Raw genomic sequence first — 15,904 nt, 5'->3', positions numbered from 1 at the left:
AGGCCTGTCGCACCAGCGGCGTGCTGGCTATAATCGCCCCCTCACTCATCCCCGAGTCTTGCCCGCCCATGTATAACCTGGCCCGCCAGCTGCTGTTCAAGCTTTCTCCGGAAACCTCCCACGACCTGTCCCTGGACCTGATTGGTGCCGGTGGCCGGCTGGGGCTCAATGGCCTGCTGTGCAAGCAGCCGGCGCCATCGCCAGTGACGGTGATGGGCTTGAACTTCGCCAACCCGGTCGGGCTGGCGGCGGGTCTGGACAAGAACGGCGCGGCCATCGATGGCTTTGCCCAGCTGGGCTTCGGCTTTGTCGAAATCGGTACCGTGACGCCACGCCCGCAGCCGGGCAACCCCAAGCCGCGGCTGTTTCGTCTGCCTGAGGCAACGGCGATCATCAACCGCATGGGCTTCAACAACCTGGGCGTCGATCACCTGCTGGAGCGGGTGCGTGCCTCGCGCTTCGATGGCGTGCTGGGGATCAACATCGGCAAGAACTTCGACACGCCGGTCGAGCGCGCGGTCGACGATTACCTGATTGGCCTGGAGAAGGTCTACAACGACGCCAGCTACATCACCGTCAATGTCAGCTCGCCGAATACCCCGGGCCTGCGCTCGCTGCAGTTCGGTGACTCGCTCAAGCAGTTGCTGGATGCACTTGCGGTGCGCCGCGAGCAGCTTGCCACTGAGTATGCCAAGCGTGTGCCGCTGGCGATCAAGATTGCCCCGGACATGACCGACGAAGAAACCGCGCTGGTAGCTGCGGCGCTGCTGGAGTCGGGCATGGATGCAGTGATCGCAACCAACACCACGCTGTCCCGTGAAGGCGTCGAGAGCCTGCCGTATGGCGCTGAAGCCGGTGGCCTGTCGGGTGCGCCAGTGCTGGCCAAGAGTACCCATACGGTCAAGGTGCTGGCAGGGGAGTTGGCCGGGCGGATGCCGATCATCGCCGCAGGTGGGATCACCGAAGGCCGTCACGCAGCTGAGAAAATCGCTGCCGGTGCCAGCCTGGTACAGATCTATTCGGGCTTCATTTACAAGGGCCCGGCGCTGATTCGCGAAGCAGTCGATGCCATTGCAGCAATGCCACGGGGTTGATCAGCGGGCATAAAAAAGGGCCCCTTTAAGGGGCCCCTGGGCCGCAGCCCGCCGCCCGGATGGGGCGTGCATGGTGACTCGAATTCAGATTCCTTGATCAGCCAACGGCGTGATTTTCGTTGAGTCTATGAATGCCAGCAGTGCCGGTCATGCCGTCCCAGTTATCTCCGCGACCCTCGCGCCAGCCGTTTATCCAGGCCTGACGTACAGATGCTAGGGTGAAGGGGCAAAGTTCGCGAGATTTGCCGGTGACCCCATACTGGTAGCCACGTGAATATGCTCTTTCCAACGGATCACGCTTAAGTCTTCTCATAGGGTGTTGCCCTCACTTGTTGACTGTAATGTCCCGTCGGCCTCACAGAGGCCGGGCAGAATCTTTCTGCCGGTTTGCGCTCGCTGCCGGCGTGGCGAGCTTGAAGTGCCGTTTCGTTGCGAAGCGGCCTGTGGTCAGTTCTAACCAATGAAAGTCACAGTGTGAATGATCGTTTTGTCATAAGGACGTAACGTTTCTGTAGGTGAAGTGATAAGTAAATAAATGCGACTCAACCTTGTTTGGGCAAATGCCCGCTGTGATCGGGGTTTAGCCGCACTGGCCGCTATTTGGCCAGCGTCGTCAAAAAACGGCTGAATTAATTTGAAATGCGACGAAGGGTCACTTTAATGACCTGGCGCAAGAATTTTTCGTACTGCTCGACGATCAAAGGCTGCTTTCACCCTTGGGTGCATGCACAATTGTCGGGCGGCCAGGCCTTCGCGAATCACGCAAGGCCACCCGAGCGCCTGAAAAGGGCGCTCGGGAAAACCCTGACGGACGATGCGTCGTCCCGTCACTCAAATAGCCATAGGCACTGGATTACTCATGTCGGACCGTTTCGAACTTTACCTCACCTGCCCCAAGGGCCTAGAAGGCCTGCTCGCCGATGAGGCCCGAGGCCTCGGCCTTGAGGACGTGCGTGAGCACACCTCGGCCATTCGTGGCGAGGCCGACATGGAAACCGCCTATCGCTTGTGCCTGTGGTCCCGCTTGGGCAACCGCGTACTGCTGGTGCTCAAACGTTTTGCGATGAAAAATGCCGATGACCTCTACGACGGCGTCAATGCCGTCGAATGGCAGGATCATCTGCTCGCCGATGGCTCGCTGGCCGTGGAGTTCAGCGGGCATGGTTCGGGCATCGACAACACCCACTTTGGTGCGCTGAAGGTCAAGGACGCCATCGTCGACAAGCTGCGCGACAAAGACGGCCTGCGCCCGTCGGTCGACAAGCTGAATCCGGACATGCGTGTGCACCTGCGTCTGGATCGTGGTGAAGCGATCCTCTCGCTCGACCTCTCTGGGCACAGCCTGCACCAGCGCGGCTATCGCCTGCAGCAGGGCGCCGCGCCGCTCAAGGAAAACCTCGCCGCAGCGGTGCTGATTCGTTCCGGCTGGCCGCGCATTGCTGCCGAAGGCGGCGCGCTGGCTGACCCGATGTGCGGTGTCGGTACCTTCCTCGTCGAGGCCGCGATGATCGCCGCCGATATTGCGCCCAACCTCAAGCGCGAGCGTTGGGGCTTCAGCGCCTGGCTTGGCCACGTGCCGGCGTTGTGGCGCAAGGTTCATGACGAAGCAACCCAGCGCGCCGAAGCCGGCCTGGCCAAGCCGCCGCTGTGGATTCGCGGTTACGAAGCCGACCCACGGCTGATTCAGCCGGGCCGCAACAACGTCGAACGGGCCGGCCTGAGCGACTGGATCAAGATCTACCAGGGTGAGGTCGGCACGTTTGAACCGCGTCCGGACCAGAACCAGAAAGGTCTGGTCATCAGCAACCCGCCTTACGGCGAGCGTCTGGGCGATGAGGCCAGCTTGCTCTACCTCTACCAGAACCTGGGCGAGCGCCTGCGCCAGGCGTGTCTGGGCTGGGAGGCGGCGGTGTTCACCGGCGCGCCTGAACTGGGCAAGCGTATGGGTGTGCGCAGCCACAAACAGTATGCGTTCTGGAACGGCGCGTTGCCGTGCAAACTGCTGCTGTTCAAGATCCAGCCTGATCAGTTCGTCACGGGTGTCTCCGGCGAGCGTCGTTCTGTCGAGGCCCAGGAAGCTGACAGCGATCGCCCGGTGGCAGTCGTCAACGAGCCGGCACGCCTTTCTGAAGGTGCGCAGATGTTTGCCAACCGCTTGCAGAAGAACCTCAAGCAGCTGGGCAAGTGGGCCCGCCGCGAACAGATCGACTGCTACCGCCTGTATGACGCCGACATGCCCGAATACGCTGTGGCGATCGACCTCTACCAGGATTGGGTGCACGTTCAGGAGTACGCCGCCCCGCGTACTATCGATCCAGAAAAGGCCCAAGGGCGTCTGCTCGATGTGCTTGCAGCGATCCCGCAGGCACTGGGCATCGATCAGCAGCGTATTGTGCTCAAGCGCCGTCAGCGTCAGAGCGGTACTCGCCAGTATGAGCGTCAAGCGACTGAAGGGCGCTTCCAGGAAGTCAGCGAAGGCGGCGTCAAGTTGCTGGTCAACCTGACCGATTATCTCGACACCGGGCTGTTCCTCGATCACCGTCCGATGCGCATGCGCATCCAGCGCGAGGCGGCCGGCAAGCGTTTCCTCAACCTGTTCTGCTACACCGCCACGGCGACTGTGCATGCGGCCAAGGGCGGCGCACGCGAGACCACCAGCGTCGACCTGTCCAAGACCTACCTCGATTGGGCGCGGCGCAACCTCTCGCTCAATGGCTACTCCGATCGCCATCGCCTGGAGCAGGGTGACGTCATGGCCTGGCTGGAGAGCTGCCGCGAGAGCTACGACCTGATCTTCATCGACCCGCCGACGTTCTCCAATTCCAAGCGCATGGAAGGGGTGTTCGACGTGCAGCGCGACCACGTGCAGTTGCTTGACCTGGCCCTGGCCCGGTTGGCGCCTGGCGGTGTGCTGTATTTCTCCAACAACTTCCGCAAGTTCCAGCTCGACGAGAGCGTGAGCGCGCGGTATGCCGTGGAAGAAATAAGCGCGCAGACGGTTGATCCGGACTTTGCTCGCAACAGCAAGATCCACCGTGCCTGGCGCTTGCAACTGCGTTGAAGTAGCACTGGGTAATGTCGGAGTTGCGCCGCTAATGGCCAATAGCTATAAATAGTCAGGGCTGAACAATTCGCAGGACGCTGACGTGACGAGATCGCTCTATGTCGAAGGTGCGTGCGAATGTGTTTGGCCTGCTCTATCAGGCATTACCGGCCTGGGCGTTGGCGCTGCTTGCGGTAATCAGCGGCGCTTTGTTCACGGCGGCGCTGACGACCGCCGCGTACAGCTTCTCCAAACAGCAACTGCGCCAGCGCTTCGAGCTGCTGGCCGCAGACCGCTACAGCCGCATTGCCGAACGCCTGGCAGACCAGCAACAGCGCCTGGATAGCCTGCGGCGCTTTTTCAGTTATTCCGATAACGTCACCGCAGGCGAATTTCAGGGTTACGTCAAACCGCTGTTGCAGCGCACTTTGGCCTACGCCTGGGCGCCCGCCGTTGCCACCGCCAGGTGGGGGGCGAGTGCCGAACTGGCTGTCCACAATGCGTCCATTGATGCTGGCGGCCAGACGCAGGTACAGCCCTTAGCATTGCGTGGCCACGCCTACCCCATACGCTTTGTGCAAACTTCCAATCTGCCTGGGCTGCCTTCTGGCCTGGAGCTGTTCAACCTGAGACGCGTGCAAAGCACTTTGGTGCGCGCGACTACCCCAGGCAGCATGGCGGTGTCCGCGCCATGGCAGTTGCCAGAGCAGCCTGCGGCGGTAGTGCTGATGATGCTTGCTCCAGTCTTCGCCAATGTTGCAGGCGACGGTGTACCCAGTGGCTATGTGATTGTCCTGCTCGACTTGCAGCGCTTGGTCAGCGAGGGTGTGTCAGCTGCAACGGACGACGACCTGGTGGTGCGCATCAGCGATGGCAGCGGGCAAAACCTGCTGTACCAGTCGCTCAACCCGGCAGCGCCGCTGGCAATGGTCAGTGCCCGTCAACTGCAGCTGGCTGGTTATCCCTATCAGATGCTGATTCGTCCCAGCCAAAGCTTCGTCCACGCCAATCGTTCATCGTTGGTGCCGGCGGTCGCGATACTTGGGGCGCTGCTGAGCGTGCTGCTCGGCGCTTTGCTGTACAGCGTGCTCAGCCAGCGCCAGCGCGCATTGAAGCTGGTCGAGCAGCGCACGGCCGAATTGCGCATCAGTGAGCAGTCCCTCAGGGGCACCCATAACCAACTGCGCAGCGTGCTCGATGCGGCAACTCAGGTGGCGATTATCGCCACTGACCTCGAGGGCCGGATCATCACCTTCAATGCTGGCGCCGAGCGCATGCTGGGTTATGCCGCCAGCGAAGTGGTCGGCCGGCTTGATCTGCCCGCGCTGATTCAGGCCGACGAGTTGCACCAGCGCGCCCAGGCCCTGAGCCAGCAGCACGGCCGCGACATCAGCTGCGCTCAGGCAATCTTTGCCGATGCGGCGCAGGCCGCGGACAACCAGCCTGGCGAATGGACCCTGCAACGTAGCGACGGCAGCCAGCTGCTGGCGACCATGCTGGTCAGCCCGGTGCTCGATGAGCACGGCCGTTGGGTCGGCTACCTGGCAATCTGCATTGATGTCACTGAACGGCGCCGCGTGCATGAGGCACTGGCGGTGCGTGATCGGCTGCTGGAGAAGCTCAGTGCCGAAGTGCCCGGAGGTATCTATCAGTACCGTCTGGATGCGTCTGGACATACATGTTTCCCCTACGCCAGTCAGGGCTTGTTCGACATCTACGAGATCGACCTGCATCAGCTGCGTGAGGATGCGGCGCCGATTACCGAGCGGATTCATCCTGATGACCTGGAGCGGGTGCTGCGCTCGATCCGTCACTCGGCAGAGCACCTTGCCCCGTGGCGCGAAGAGTATCGGGTGATTCTGCCGCAGGCCGGTTTGCGCTGGGTGCGCGGTGAGGCCACGCCTGAACTAGGCGAGGCGGGATGCACCTTGTGGCATGGCTATCTGACCGATGTTTCCGAGCCCAAGCGGGTCGAGCACGAGCTGCGGGCGCTATCGATTACCGACGTGTTGACCGGTATTCACAACCGCCGCTACTTCCAGGAGCGGCTGAAGATCGAGCTTGATCGCGCCGCGCGTGATGGCCTGGAGCTGGCGGTGATCATGCTCGATGTCGATCACTTCAAGCGCATCAACGATGAGCATGGGCATGCGGTAGGTGACGATGTCCTGCGCAGCCTGTGCCAGCACATCAGCCATCGTCTGCGCCGTACAGACGTGTTCTGCCGGCTCGGCGGCGAGGAGTTCATGGTGCTGTGCCCAGGTAGCGATATCGCGCAGGCGCGCACCCTGGCGCTGGAGCTGTGGCAGGGGGTACGCAGTCTGGTGATCAACGGGGTCGGCAAGGTCACGGCAAGCTTCGGCGTGGCTGCCTGGCACCCGGGGGAGGGCGCCGATGCGCTGCTGCTGCGCGCCGATGCCGGGGTGTACGCGGCCAAGCAGGGTGGCCGCGACCGAGTTGAAGTAGTGCAGCCTTAAGTCGGCCTGATCTGCCTGCCGAGCAGCGCCGCGGCGGCTGGCACGCGCTGCTCAGACTGCTTGCTTCAGAGCCCCGATGCGGCGGTACCAGTATTCAGTTTCGGCTGGCGATACAGCTCAAGCAGCACCTGATCAAGCACTTGTGACGCACCCCATGGCTTGGGATCATTCAGGATCGCCGCCACTGCCCAGGTGTGGCCGTTGCTGTCGCGGCTGAAGCCGGCGATTGCGCGCACGGTATTCAAAGTGCCGGTCTTGATATGCGCCTGGCCGGTCATGGCAGTGCGTTTAAGGCGCTTGCGCATGGTCCCGTCCATGCCCACCAGCGGCATCGAGCTGATGAATTCAGCAGCGTAAGGGCTGTTCCAGGCCGCCTGCAGCAGGGTGGCCATTTCACGTGTGCTGACACGTTCAGCGCGAGACAGGCCAGAGCCGTTCTCCATCACCAGGTGCGGTGAGGTGATACCTTTTTTCGCCATCCACTGACGCACGACCCGTTGTGCGGCGCGCGCGTCATCGCCATCGGCATCGGTACGGAACTGCGCGCCCAGGCTCAGGAACAGCTGCTGAGCCATGGTGTTGTTGCTGTATTTGTTGATGTCGCGGATCACCTCGACCAGGTCGGGCGAGAATGCCCGCGCCAGTACTCGGGCGCTTTTCGGCACGTTCTCGATGCGATCGCCACCCTGGATGGTGCCGCCCAGTTCGTTCCAGATTGCGCGAACGGCACCTGCCGCGTAGGCGGGGTGGTCGAGCAGGGCCAGATAGGTCTGCGAGTTGCAGCCTTCGCCCAATTGGCCGCTGACCACTACGGTGACACCGTCTGGTCTGACCTGCGGGTTATAGCGGACCTCACCGGCGCACTGCTTGGAGGCGACCGCCTTGACCTGATTGTCGATGCGGATACTGGCAATCGGCGGTTCGACTGCAATCATGACCTTGCCGCCGTCATTGCGAGCAACGAAACGCAGCGCCTTGAGGTTGACCAGCAACGAGTCTGGCTTGACCAGAAACGGCTTGTTGGTGTCGCCGCCGTCATCGTCGAAGTGGGGCAGGTTGGGCTGCACGAAGTGGCTGCGGTCCAGCACCAGGTCACCGGTGACGGTGCGCACGCCGTTGGCGCGCAGGTCACGCATCAGCAGCCAGAGCTTTTCCATGTTCAGTTTGGGATCGCCGCCACCCTTGAGGTACAGGTTGCCGTTGAGCACGCCATTGCTCAGGGTGCCATCGGTGTAGAACTCGGTTTTCCATTGAAAGGTCGGGCCAAGCAGCTCGAGGGCGGCGTAGGTGGTAACCAGTTTCATGGTTGAGGCCGGGTTGACCGACACATCGGCGTTGAACACCGTTGCCGTACCGGGGCCATCGAGGGGCAGCATGACCAGCGACAGGGCGTTATCCTGCAATTTGTTGGTCTTGAGAGCCTGTTGCACCTTGGGCGGCAAGGTGGTGTTGACGGCGGCCTGAGTGGGCATGGCCAGAGGCAGCATCAGGCCGGCGAGCAGCAGTGGGCGGAGCGCTTTGATCATAAGTAGGAAAACCCTGCGGGCGAGGGGGAAATAACGGGGCTGTAAAAGATGGTGGCCCCAGATCGAAATATAGCGGGCATTATGCCCCAAGCGCGTCCTGTATGTGCCGGGTTCGACACAAAAGCGCCGCTGCGCCCCGGAAACTGGTAAAGTGCCGCCCGTAATTACTTAAGAGGATTGTTTCATGGCTACCAACCGTTCCCGCCGTCTGCGCAAAAAACTCTGCGTAGATGAATTCCAGGAGCTGGGCTTCGAACTGAACCTTGGTTTCAAGGAAGACCTGTCTGAAGAAGCCATCGATGCCTTCCTCGACGCCTTCCTGGTAGAAGCCATGGACGCCAACGGCCTGGACTACGTCGGCGGCGATGACTTCGGTCTGGTCTGCCTGGCCGAACGTGGCTCGGTCAGCGAAGAGCAACGTGCTGCTGTCGAAGCGTGGCTCAAGGGCCGTAACGAGCTGACCGAAGTCAAAGTCAGCCCGCTGCTCGACGCCTGGTATCCGGAAAAGCCGATCAACTCGGCTTCCTGATCCAGCCTGGCGGGCGCTGTCGGCGCGCCGCCATGCCAAAGCCCTGAACGCTCAGCCCAGCTGACGGCTCAGGGCTTTTTCAGTTCTGCGCATGTGCCTGGCCAAGGCCTGCCGCTTCAGCTTCAATTCGTGCAGCGTCAGTTCGCCACTGGCGAGCAGCTCGCACACCTCCATCATTGCCTGAGCATCCAGCATCCGTGCGGCGCTGAGGATTTTGTGTGCCTGCTCGACAATGGCCAGGGCTTGCTGCTCTGGATCAAGGCTCATCAGCACTGTGCAGTCATCCTTCAGGCTCTGCTGCAACAGCTGCAGAAAACGCTGTTGATCTGCCGGGTCGTCGCCAGCAACCCTCCTCACACTGGCGACGTCGAACGCCGCTCGGCGGGGCTGTAGCGCCGCGGATTCGGGCAATGGAGTGACGTTGGCGAGGTGCTCACTCAGCGTACGCAGGCTTATCGGCTTGAGCAGGCAGTCGTTCATGCCCGCATCCTGGCAGCGCTGGCGAACTTCGGGTTGGGCATTGGCGGTGTAGCCAAAAATGACGCAGGGTGGCCGGTTGCTGGCGCGCTCTTCAGCGCGGATGGCTCGCGTCACCTGATAGCCGTTCATGTGGGGCATGTTGCAGTCGAGCAGCAGCACATCGAACGTATCGCTGTGCCAACATTGCAAGGCTTCATTGCCATCCCGCGCACTGGTGTGGCGCAGCCCCATGAAATTCAACTGCTGCGCCATCAGCATCAAGTTGGCGGGATGGTCGTCGATGACCAGTACGCGCAAGTCGGGATTGAGCGCGTCGACCTGGCGTATCGCCGCCTCGGCTGCCACCGGCGCACCGGCTGGGCAGACCGGCATGCTCAGGCGGACCTGGGTGCCTACCCCCTGCAAACTGCGCAGGGTCAGTGTGCCACCCATCATTTCGCACAGGGTGCGGCTGATGGTCAGGCCCAACCCGGTGCCGCAGCGTGCGCCGTCGCTCTGGGTGTTGGCCTGCACGAAGGGACTGAACAGCCCTTGTATTTCGTGCTCGGGAATGCCGATGCCGCTGTCGCGCACCTCAAGTTCCAGTTGGGTGGTTGGCGCAGAAGCTGATCGGTGCAGCTGCGCGTGTACGCGGACCTGGCCAATGTCGGTGAACTTGATCGCATTGCTGAGCAGATTGCTCAGTACCTGCTTGAAACGCAGTGGGTCGAGCAGTACGTGACGTTGTGCGCTCGGCTCGATCTGGACTTCCAGTGCCAGGCCCTTTTCACGTGCCTGGCCTTCAAATACCCGCGCTACGGATTTGATCAAAGCAGCCAGCTCGACCGGTTCTGGCGCCAGGCTCATGTGCCCGGATTCAATCCGCACGATATCCAGGATATCTCCGATCAGGCCCAGCAGGTCGGTAGCGGAATGGTAGGCGACTTCCAGTGCCGGTTTGTCCACGCGGCCTTGATCGGCGTGCCTGACGGCGAGTTCGAGCATGCCGATGACTGCGTTCATCGGCGTGCGAATTTCATGGCTGATGGTTGCCAGAAAGGTGCTCTTGGCACGGTTGGCATCATCGGCCTGCTGTTTTGCCAGGCGCAGCTCCTGCACCAGCTGGCGGCGCTCGCTGATATCGATCCAGCCGCCAATGATGCCCTGCACTTCACCCAACGAGTCACGATAGGGCAGGACCCAGTGGTACACCGTCAGTTCGCGATCTTTCAGGCGGAGCTGGCGATCAAGGATCAACGGCTCGCCGGCGGCCATGACCTGCTGATAGTCGGCTTCGATCTGATGCGTACAGGCATGCTGGCTGCCCAGGCTCTCTTCCAGGCGTTTGCCAATGACGTCTTGCGCACAGGCGTCCATCGCCTTCAGGTAACTGTCGTTGCAGCTTTGCAACTTGCCATCACGACCCCGCACAAACAGCGGATGAGGAGTGCCATTGAGCATCACCTGCATGAATTCGAGTTGGTCGTTGAGGGCTCGTTCGACGCGTTGGCGATGGCGAATCTGGCGGCGCAGATGCGCGTTCCAGACCAGCGCCAGCAACAGTAAAGAGCCGATCCCCACTGCAATCTGCAGAGCCAGATGCCGCAGGTTCCGCCAATAGGCATCGTCTTGCGCATTGAGGCCGCTCCAGCGGTTGTAGATCGCGCCAAATTCTTCTGGAGAGATACTCAACAAGGCCTTGTCGAGGATAGCTGCCAGCGGCTGCGCATTGCTGGCATTCGCCATCGCGAAGCTGGCGGGCTCGATGCCCACCGTATTGCGAATCACCAGATCCGGGTCGCTGGCCAGCGCATGATTGGCATCGATCAGCGTGCTGACAGCGCCGTCGACGGCACTGCTGCTGAGCAGCGCCAGGGAGTAGTACGGGCTTTCGGTCTGGATAGCCATGACATCCGGGTACTGCTGGGCAAGCAATTGCGCTGCTGCGCTGCCACGTGTGACGGCAACCCGCTTGCCGTTGAGTTGCTCGAATGAGCTGGCCGTTTCGTTGTGTCGGGTGACCAGCACCAGCGAGCTTTCCAGATACGGCCGAGTCACCAGCAGTTGCGGGTTGTGCTGCTCTTGCATCGGCAGTGCTGCAATGACATCGGCGCGACCATCGGCAATCCGCGCGAGCATGTCGTCAACACTGCCCGCACGCTGAATCTCGAAATGCAGACCTGTGCGCAGCCGGAGCATTTCCAGCAGGTCGGCGGTAATGCCGCGGAACTGACCGGCCGCGTCGAAGTAGGACACCGGGGCCGCCGTTTCGTCGATGACTACCCGCAACAATGGACGCTGCCTTAGCCACTGTTCTTCTGCTGGGCTTAGCTGCAGCTTGCGCTCGCTCAGCAGAATGTCGCTACCGGCGCTCCAGCGTTTGAGAATGTTGCTTTGCACCACCACTGGCTGAGCTTGCAGCGCGAGGTTGATCAACCCTCTGAGCATCGATGCGTCGCGGCGCATGGCGAAGCTGAAGCCAATGGCCTCATGTTGGCCAAAATTGGCCATACGCAGGCGCGGCAGATGGCCCTGATTGAGTTGAAAGTAGGTGGAAATGGTATCGCCGATGAAGACGTCGGCCTGCCCAAATGCAACCGCATTGAGTGCCTGGGTCGACGAGCCGAACGTCAGCAGTGAAGCGTTGGGGTAGGTCTCGCGTACCACCTTGGGCGGCAGGTAGTGATACAGCATGCTCAGGCGCATGCCATTGAGGCCGTTGTTCAACGGGCGCGCCTCGTCCTCGCGAGTCACCAGCACGGGTTGGTCGACCGCATACGGGACCGACAGCCCCAGCCCTTGCGCAGCGGCTTCGAAGCCGTTAGCGCTGCCCAACAGGTCAATCCGCCCTTGCTTGAGCGCCTCGACGGCATCCAGGCGATTGTCGAAACGCAATACTTTCACCGGCAGCCCGAGCGCGCTGCTGATCACCGCAGCGTACTCGGCGGTAATGCCCTGGTAGTCACGGCCACCGCTGGTGATATCGAACGGGGGGTAATCGGGGAAAGAGGTGCCTAGCGTCAGTTGCTGCTTTGTCTCAAGCCAGTTGCGCTGCTCGGCGCTGAGCTGTGGGCGGCTTGGTTGTGCTGACGTACGTTTGAGCAAGGTCAGTGTCGTAGGCTCCTGCTCCGCCGCCACCGACAAGCCGGTGGCGGCCAGGACAAGGCACAAACAGGTCAAGTAATGCCCCACTCGCAGCATCACACCAGCGCGTTCCGTTTGGCCACGTCAATCAGGTCGACCAAAGTACTTACCCGTAGTTTTTGCATCAGGCGTTTTTTGTAGGTGCTCACTGTCTTGTTACTGAGAAACATGCCTGAAGCGATTTCCTTGTTGCTTCGACCCTGGGCAAAAAGTTGCAGCACCATCAGTTCTCGATCATTGACCTGTCGGAATAGACCTAATTCCGACCTGCTGCTTTCTGTCTCACCCTGCAGGACTTGGCTGGGGAAATAGTTGTAGCCAGCAAGTACTGCCTTGATTGCACTGATGAGTTCGCTCAAGTCTTCCTGCTTGCAGACATAGCCCGATGCGCCCGAATGCATGCAGCGAATGGCGAACAGCGCGGGTGACTGGGCAGTTAGTACCAGCACCTTCATGGGCAGGGCCATGCTCTGGAAACGCGCCAGCACTTCGAGCCCATCCAGTCGCGGGATAGCGATGTCAAGGATGACCAGGTTGGGGCGTGCCTCGCGAATCAGCTGCATCGCGTCGACGCCGTTGTCAGACTCGCCGACGATCTTGTAACCCTGGTTTTCCAGTAGCATGCGTACGGCCAAGCGAATAACCGGATGGTCGTCGACAATAAATACGGATTGCATAGTTAACATTCCATTGGGACAGATGGCGTGAACAGAGCGCACCTTAACCCAGATGGGCGGCAGGAAGCAGGCAACAAGCGTTTGTCAGTCGTATATGGGAAATGGACTACAGTAAGAGACTACATAGTCGATGATTCTTGAGACGAGATGTTTATATGTAGCAAGAAATTAGTAACGTGGTGTGAGTGGCTGTTAGTTGGGGTTGGTTAATCGATAGGCGTGAGATTGGTTCATCTATCTACACTGTTAACCTTCGCATAGCCGGGGCCGCACAGCGGCCCCAATACTGGCTGAGATCTGCCTAAGTTTGCCGTATTCAGGTCGGGCTGGAACGCCCAGTCATCTCACAAGCCATCTCGCTGGCATAGCTGTCGGTCATGCCGGCGATGAAATCAATCATTCGCAGGAAGGCGTTGTGCAACGTGTCATCAGGGCTTGGCGCATGGTTGCCAATCAGGTCGAGCACTCGCCGGCTTTTGAACGACGGGGTGCGCCCGCCGTGTTGTTCCAGGGCCGCGCCACAAAAAGCGTTGAGCAAGATTTCCAGCGTGGTGTAAGCGCCAATCTCGTGCAGCGTCTTGCGCTTGTCCTGGAAGATCTTCTTGCGCGCCATGTCCTTGGCCTGCAGTACACAGCGCTTGGCAGGGCCGTGCATGTGCTCGACCAGGTCGCCCGCTAACTGACCGCTGAGCAACGCCCGTTGCTGCTCGACGAACGCTTCGGCTGCCGCATTGGTCAGGTGTTCGATAGCCTTGCCGCGCAGGATCGCCAGCTTGCGTCGGCGCGAGTCGTTGGCGCCGAGCTGGCGGTAGGTCTCGGGCAGGTCGTCACCGACCAGGTCCAGCAGCAGCGCTTCGACTTCGGCATATTGCAGCAGCTCCATCTCGACCCCGTCTTCAAGGTCGATCAAGGCGTAGCAGATATCGTCGGCAGCCTCCATCAGGTACACCAGCGGATGGCGTGCCCAGCGTTGCTCCTCGAGCTGCGGCAGGCCCAGCTTGCGTGCGATCTGCTCGAGCAACGGCAGCTCGCTCTGATAGCTGCCGAACTTGTGCTTCTTGTAGCCCAGGGCATCGGCGTGACGCGAACTCCACGGGTATTTAAGGTAGGTGCCGAGGGTGGCGTAGGTCAGCCTGGTACCGCCATCGAACTGGTGATACTCCAACTGTGTGAGCACCCGAAAGCCCTGCGCATTGCCTTCGAAATTGAGAAAGTCAGCGCGTTGCTCGTCGCTCATGCCGTCCAGCCAGCCGCGACCTGCCGCCTGCTGAAACCAGGAGCGGATCGCGTCTTCGCCAGAGTGGCCGAACGGCGGATTACCGATGTCGTGGGCCAGGCAGGCCGACTGCACGATCATGCCCAGGTCGCTTGGCTCGCACCAGGCCGGCAGCTCGTCGCGCAAGGTCTCGCCCACACGCATGCCGAGTGAGCGGCCGACGCAGCTCACTTCCAGCGAATGGGTCAGGCGGGTATGAATATGGTCGTTGCTCGACACCGGGTGGACTTGAGTCTTGCGTCCAAGCCGGCGAAACGCACCGGAAAAGATGATCCGGTCGTGGTCCTTGTGGAAGGGACTGCGCCCTAGTTCCTCAGGGCTGTACAGGGCCTTGCCCAGGCGCTCACGGGTTAGCAGGGTATCCCAGTCCAATGCTCGCTCTCCGATCGGATAATCGCCATAGCTTCAGGGTAGCGCTGCGCCTGCGCAAGGGGCAGGCGCAGCCGCTGCTAGCGGCGTCGACCGTTGTGCAGGAACAGTCTGGCCAAGGGCAGCAACGTGCCGCCCAGGCGCAGCAAGCGGGTAAGGCCACCACCGCGGGCACCCTTGCCAGTCAGAAAGCCCATCAAAACCACGCCGGCAATGCCCCATAACGGCGCATGCTTGATCCCCAGCCCTTGCTGCACAGAGCTACCTATGCCGCGCAGGCGACGGACTGGCTCGAGCAGTTGCGCCGATTCCTGGCGGATTTCCTGGCGGTGCATTTCGAGGCGCAGACGCAACAGCGCCTTGCGCAGCTCGCGCGGATTACGCGTATTGGGAAGTTCAGGCAGGCTCATGGCAACAGTCGCTCCCGATCCTTGGCAAGCTCCTCAAGTGTGGAGCTGAACGGTGAAGACTCATCGAATACCGCAGCTTTCAGGCGAACAGCGCAGTACAGCGTGGCGAGGCAGTAGAACACGCACAGACCGATGATCCCGGCCAGGCGATAACTGTCCCAGACCAGTACCAGCAGCAGACCAGACAATGCCGACAGCAACAGCAGGGCAAATACCAATGCCATGCCTGCGAACAGCAGCAGCTTCAAGGTACGGCCTTTCTGCTCCTGCAGCTCGATGCCGAACAGCTCGATGTGGCTGTGCAGCAGGCCAAGCACGGCAGCGCCGAGGCGCTTGCCGGTTGCGCCAGTGGAGGCGTCATTTTCCATGAAGTTACCTCAGCGGCGATTGGCCAGCAGCCCGATCAGCAGGCCGACACCTGCAGCAATGCCGATAGCCTGCCAAGGGTTTTCCTGGACATAGGCTTCGGCTTGAACAACCGCCTCCTGACCGCGGGCGCGCACCGATTCCTGAGTCACCTGCAGGTTGGCACGAGCCTCTTCGAGGCGCGCATGGATCTGTTCGCGCAATTCGTCAGCCTGATCACCCGCCAGATTGGCCGTGTCCGCCAGCAGCCGCTCGGTGTCGCGTACTAGCGCCTGGAAGTCAGCCATCAATATCTCTTGAGCATTCTTTGCCGATTTGCTGGCCATTGGGTCTCTCCCTGTTTAGGTATGTGGATAATTCGAGTGATGGCTGTTGTGAAGGTTCACTGCAGTTGCTGGTATGGCGTTTGCTAAGTGTTTGTTAAGTATTGGGGCGTGCCCGCAGCGGCTGCGACGATTTCGCGCATCACGTCTGCACATACCGATAAACCTTAACCCAATCCACGACAAACCCAAGAAAAAACCACGCACGTTC

Annotated in this window: 12 protein-coding genes; 4 read left to right on the top strand and 8 right to left on the bottom strand. The window is 60.9% G+C overall.

All coding sequences use genetic code 11. The features are described 5' to 3' along the window. Positions 1 to 68 precede the first annotated feature (68 nt). Entirely contained in the window at positions 69 to 1,094 is a 1,026-nt protein-coding gene (locus AC58X1_RS07510) for a quinone-dependent dihydroorotate dehydrogenase (RefSeq protein ID WP_101321307.1), read from the top strand. A 97-nt stretch (positions 1,095 to 1,191) separates the two neighbouring features. On the opposite strand, the gene rmf is transcribed toward AC58X1_RS07510, so the two are convergent. Further along, positions 1,192 to 1,407 (bottom strand): ribosome modulation factor, encoded by a 216-nt coding sequence (gene rmf / locus AC58X1_RS07505; protein ID WP_101321305.1) that lies wholly within the window; start codon positions 1,405 to 1,407, stop codon positions 1,192 to 1,194. 546 nt (positions 1,408 to 1,953) lie between these two features. On the opposite strand from rmf, the gene rlmKL reads away from it, so the two are divergent. Both rlmKL and AC58X1_RS07495 read left to right on the top strand, forming a co-directional pair. Beyond that, a complete protein-coding gene (gene rlmKL, locus AC58X1_RS07500; protein ID WP_181087663.1) occupies positions 1,954 to 4,155 on the top strand; it encodes a bifunctional 23S rRNA (guanine(2069)-N(7))-methyltransferase RlmK/23S rRNA (guanine(2445)-N(2))-methyltransferase RlmL in 2,202 nt (733 codons plus the stop codon). Between the two features lie 101 nt (positions 4,156 to 4,256). Further along, the gene (locus AC58X1_RS07495; protein ID WP_497428585.1) at positions 4,257 to 6,614 is read left to right on the top strand and encodes a sensor domain-containing diguanylate cyclase; all 2,358 of its coding nucleotides are present in this window, start codon (positions 4,257 to 4,259) and stop codon (positions 6,612 to 6,614) included. A 65-nt stretch (positions 6,615 to 6,679) separates the two neighbouring features. On the opposite strand, the gene dacB is transcribed toward AC58X1_RS07495, so the two are convergent. Next, positions 6,680 to 8,140 (bottom strand): D-alanyl-D-alanine carboxypeptidase/D-alanyl-D-alanine endopeptidase, encoded by a 1,461-nt coding sequence (dacB, locus tag AC58X1_RS07490; RefSeq protein ID WP_101321299.1) that lies wholly within the window; start codon positions 8,138 to 8,140, stop codon positions 6,680 to 6,682. 184 nt (positions 8,141 to 8,324) lie between these two features. Here dacB and AC58X1_RS07485 point away from each other — a divergent pair, with 184 nt between their 5' ends. Next, positions 8,325 to 8,669: a YggL family protein gene (locus tag AC58X1_RS07485; RefSeq protein ID WP_101321297.1), complete on the top strand. Its 345-nt coding sequence runs from the start codon at positions 8,325 to 8,327 to the stop codon at positions 8,667 to 8,669. Positions 8,670 to 8,720: 51 nt separating this feature from the next. On the opposite strand, the gene AC58X1_RS07480 is transcribed toward AC58X1_RS07485, so the two are convergent. The 6 genes from AC58X1_RS07480 to AC58X1_RS07455 all read right to left on the bottom strand — a co-directional run bounded on the left by AC58X1_RS07480 (position 8,721) and on the right by AC58X1_RS07455 (position 15,696). Further along, complete coding sequence (locus AC58X1_RS07480) at positions 8,721 to 12,329, bottom strand: response regulator (protein WP_497428778.1); 3,609 nt, start codon at positions 12,327 to 12,329, stop codon at positions 8,721 to 8,723. Further along, complete coding sequence (locus AC58X1_RS07475) at positions 12,329 to 12,949, bottom strand: response regulator transcription factor (RefSeq protein WP_101321292.1); 621 nt, start codon at positions 12,947 to 12,949, stop codon at positions 12,329 to 12,331. Before AC58X1_RS07475 ends, AC58X1_RS07480 begins: the two co-directional genes overlap by 1 nt. A gap of 316 nt (positions 12,950 to 13,265) precedes the next feature. Continuing rightward, the gene (locus AC58X1_RS07470) at positions 13,266 to 14,597 is read right to left on the bottom strand and encodes a deoxyguanosinetriphosphate triphosphohydrolase (RefSeq protein ID WP_101321290.1); all 1,332 of its coding nucleotides are present in this window, start codon (positions 14,595 to 14,597) and stop codon (positions 13,266 to 13,268) included. Between the two features lie 77 nt (positions 14,598 to 14,674). Beyond that, a complete protein-coding gene (locus AC58X1_RS07465; protein WP_101321288.1) occupies positions 14,675 to 15,004 on the bottom strand; it encodes a hypothetical protein in 330 nt (109 codons plus the stop codon). Continuing rightward, on the bottom strand, positions 15,001 to 15,372 hold the full coding sequence (locus AC58X1_RS07460) for a phage holin family protein (protein WP_101321286.1): 372 nt from the start codon (positions 15,370 to 15,372) through the stop codon (positions 15,001 to 15,003). Before AC58X1_RS07460 ends, AC58X1_RS07465 begins: the two co-directional genes overlap by 4 nt. A 9-nt stretch (positions 15,373 to 15,381) precedes the next feature. Next, a complete protein-coding gene (locus AC58X1_RS07455; protein WP_101321284.1) occupies positions 15,382 to 15,696 on the bottom strand; it encodes an ElaB/YgaM/YqjD family protein in 315 nt (104 codons plus the stop codon). Positions 15,697 to 15,904 lie beyond the last annotated feature (208 nt).

The sequence above is a fragment of the Pseudomonas sp. PGPR N4 genome (genome assembly GCF_059693665.1).
The sequence above is the reverse complement of the archived record's forward strand: the minus strand, read 5'-3'. Positions and strand labels throughout refer to the sequence as shown.

Coding starts and splice junctions, on each gene's coding strand:
- AC58X1_RS07455 (WP_101321284.1), bottom strand. CDS start 15,696: ATGGCCAGCAAATCGGCAAAGAATGCTCAAGAGATATTGATGGCTGAC.
- AC58X1_RS07480 (WP_497428778.1), bottom strand. CDS start 12,329: ATGCTGCGAGTGGGGCATTACTTGACCTGTTTGTGCCTTGTCCTGGCC.
- AC58X1_RS07475 (WP_101321292.1), bottom strand. CDS start 12,949: ATGCAATCCGTATTTATTGTCGACGACCATCCGGTTATTCGCTTGGCC.
- AC58X1_RS07485 (WP_101321297.1), top strand. CDS start 8,325: ATGGCTACCAACCGTTCCCGCCGTCTGCGCAAAAAACTCTGCGTAGAT.
- rmf (WP_101321305.1), bottom strand. CDS start 1,407: ATGAGAAGACTTAAGCGTGATCCGTTGGAAAGAGCATATTCACGTGGC.
- AC58X1_RS07465 (WP_101321288.1), bottom strand. CDS start 15,004: ATGAGCCTGCCTGAACTTCCCAATACGCGTAATCCGCGCGAGCTGCGC.
- dacB (WP_101321299.1), bottom strand. CDS start 8,140: ATGATCAAAGCGCTCCGCCCACTGCTGCTCGCCGGCCTGATGCTGCCT.
- AC58X1_RS07495 (WP_497428585.1), top strand. CDS start 4,257: ATGTCGAAGGTGCGTGCGAATGTGTTTGGCCTGCTCTATCAGGCATTA.
- rlmKL (WP_181087663.1), top strand. CDS start 1,954: ATGTCGGACCGTTTCGAACTTTACCTCACCTGCCCCAAGGGCCTAGAA.
- AC58X1_RS07460 (WP_101321286.1), bottom strand. CDS start 15,372: ATGGAAAATGACGCCTCCACTGGCGCAACCGGCAAGCGCCTCGGCGCT.
- AC58X1_RS07510 (WP_101321307.1), top strand. CDS start 69: ATGTATAACCTGGCCCGCCAGCTGCTGTTCAAGCTTTCTCCGGAAACC.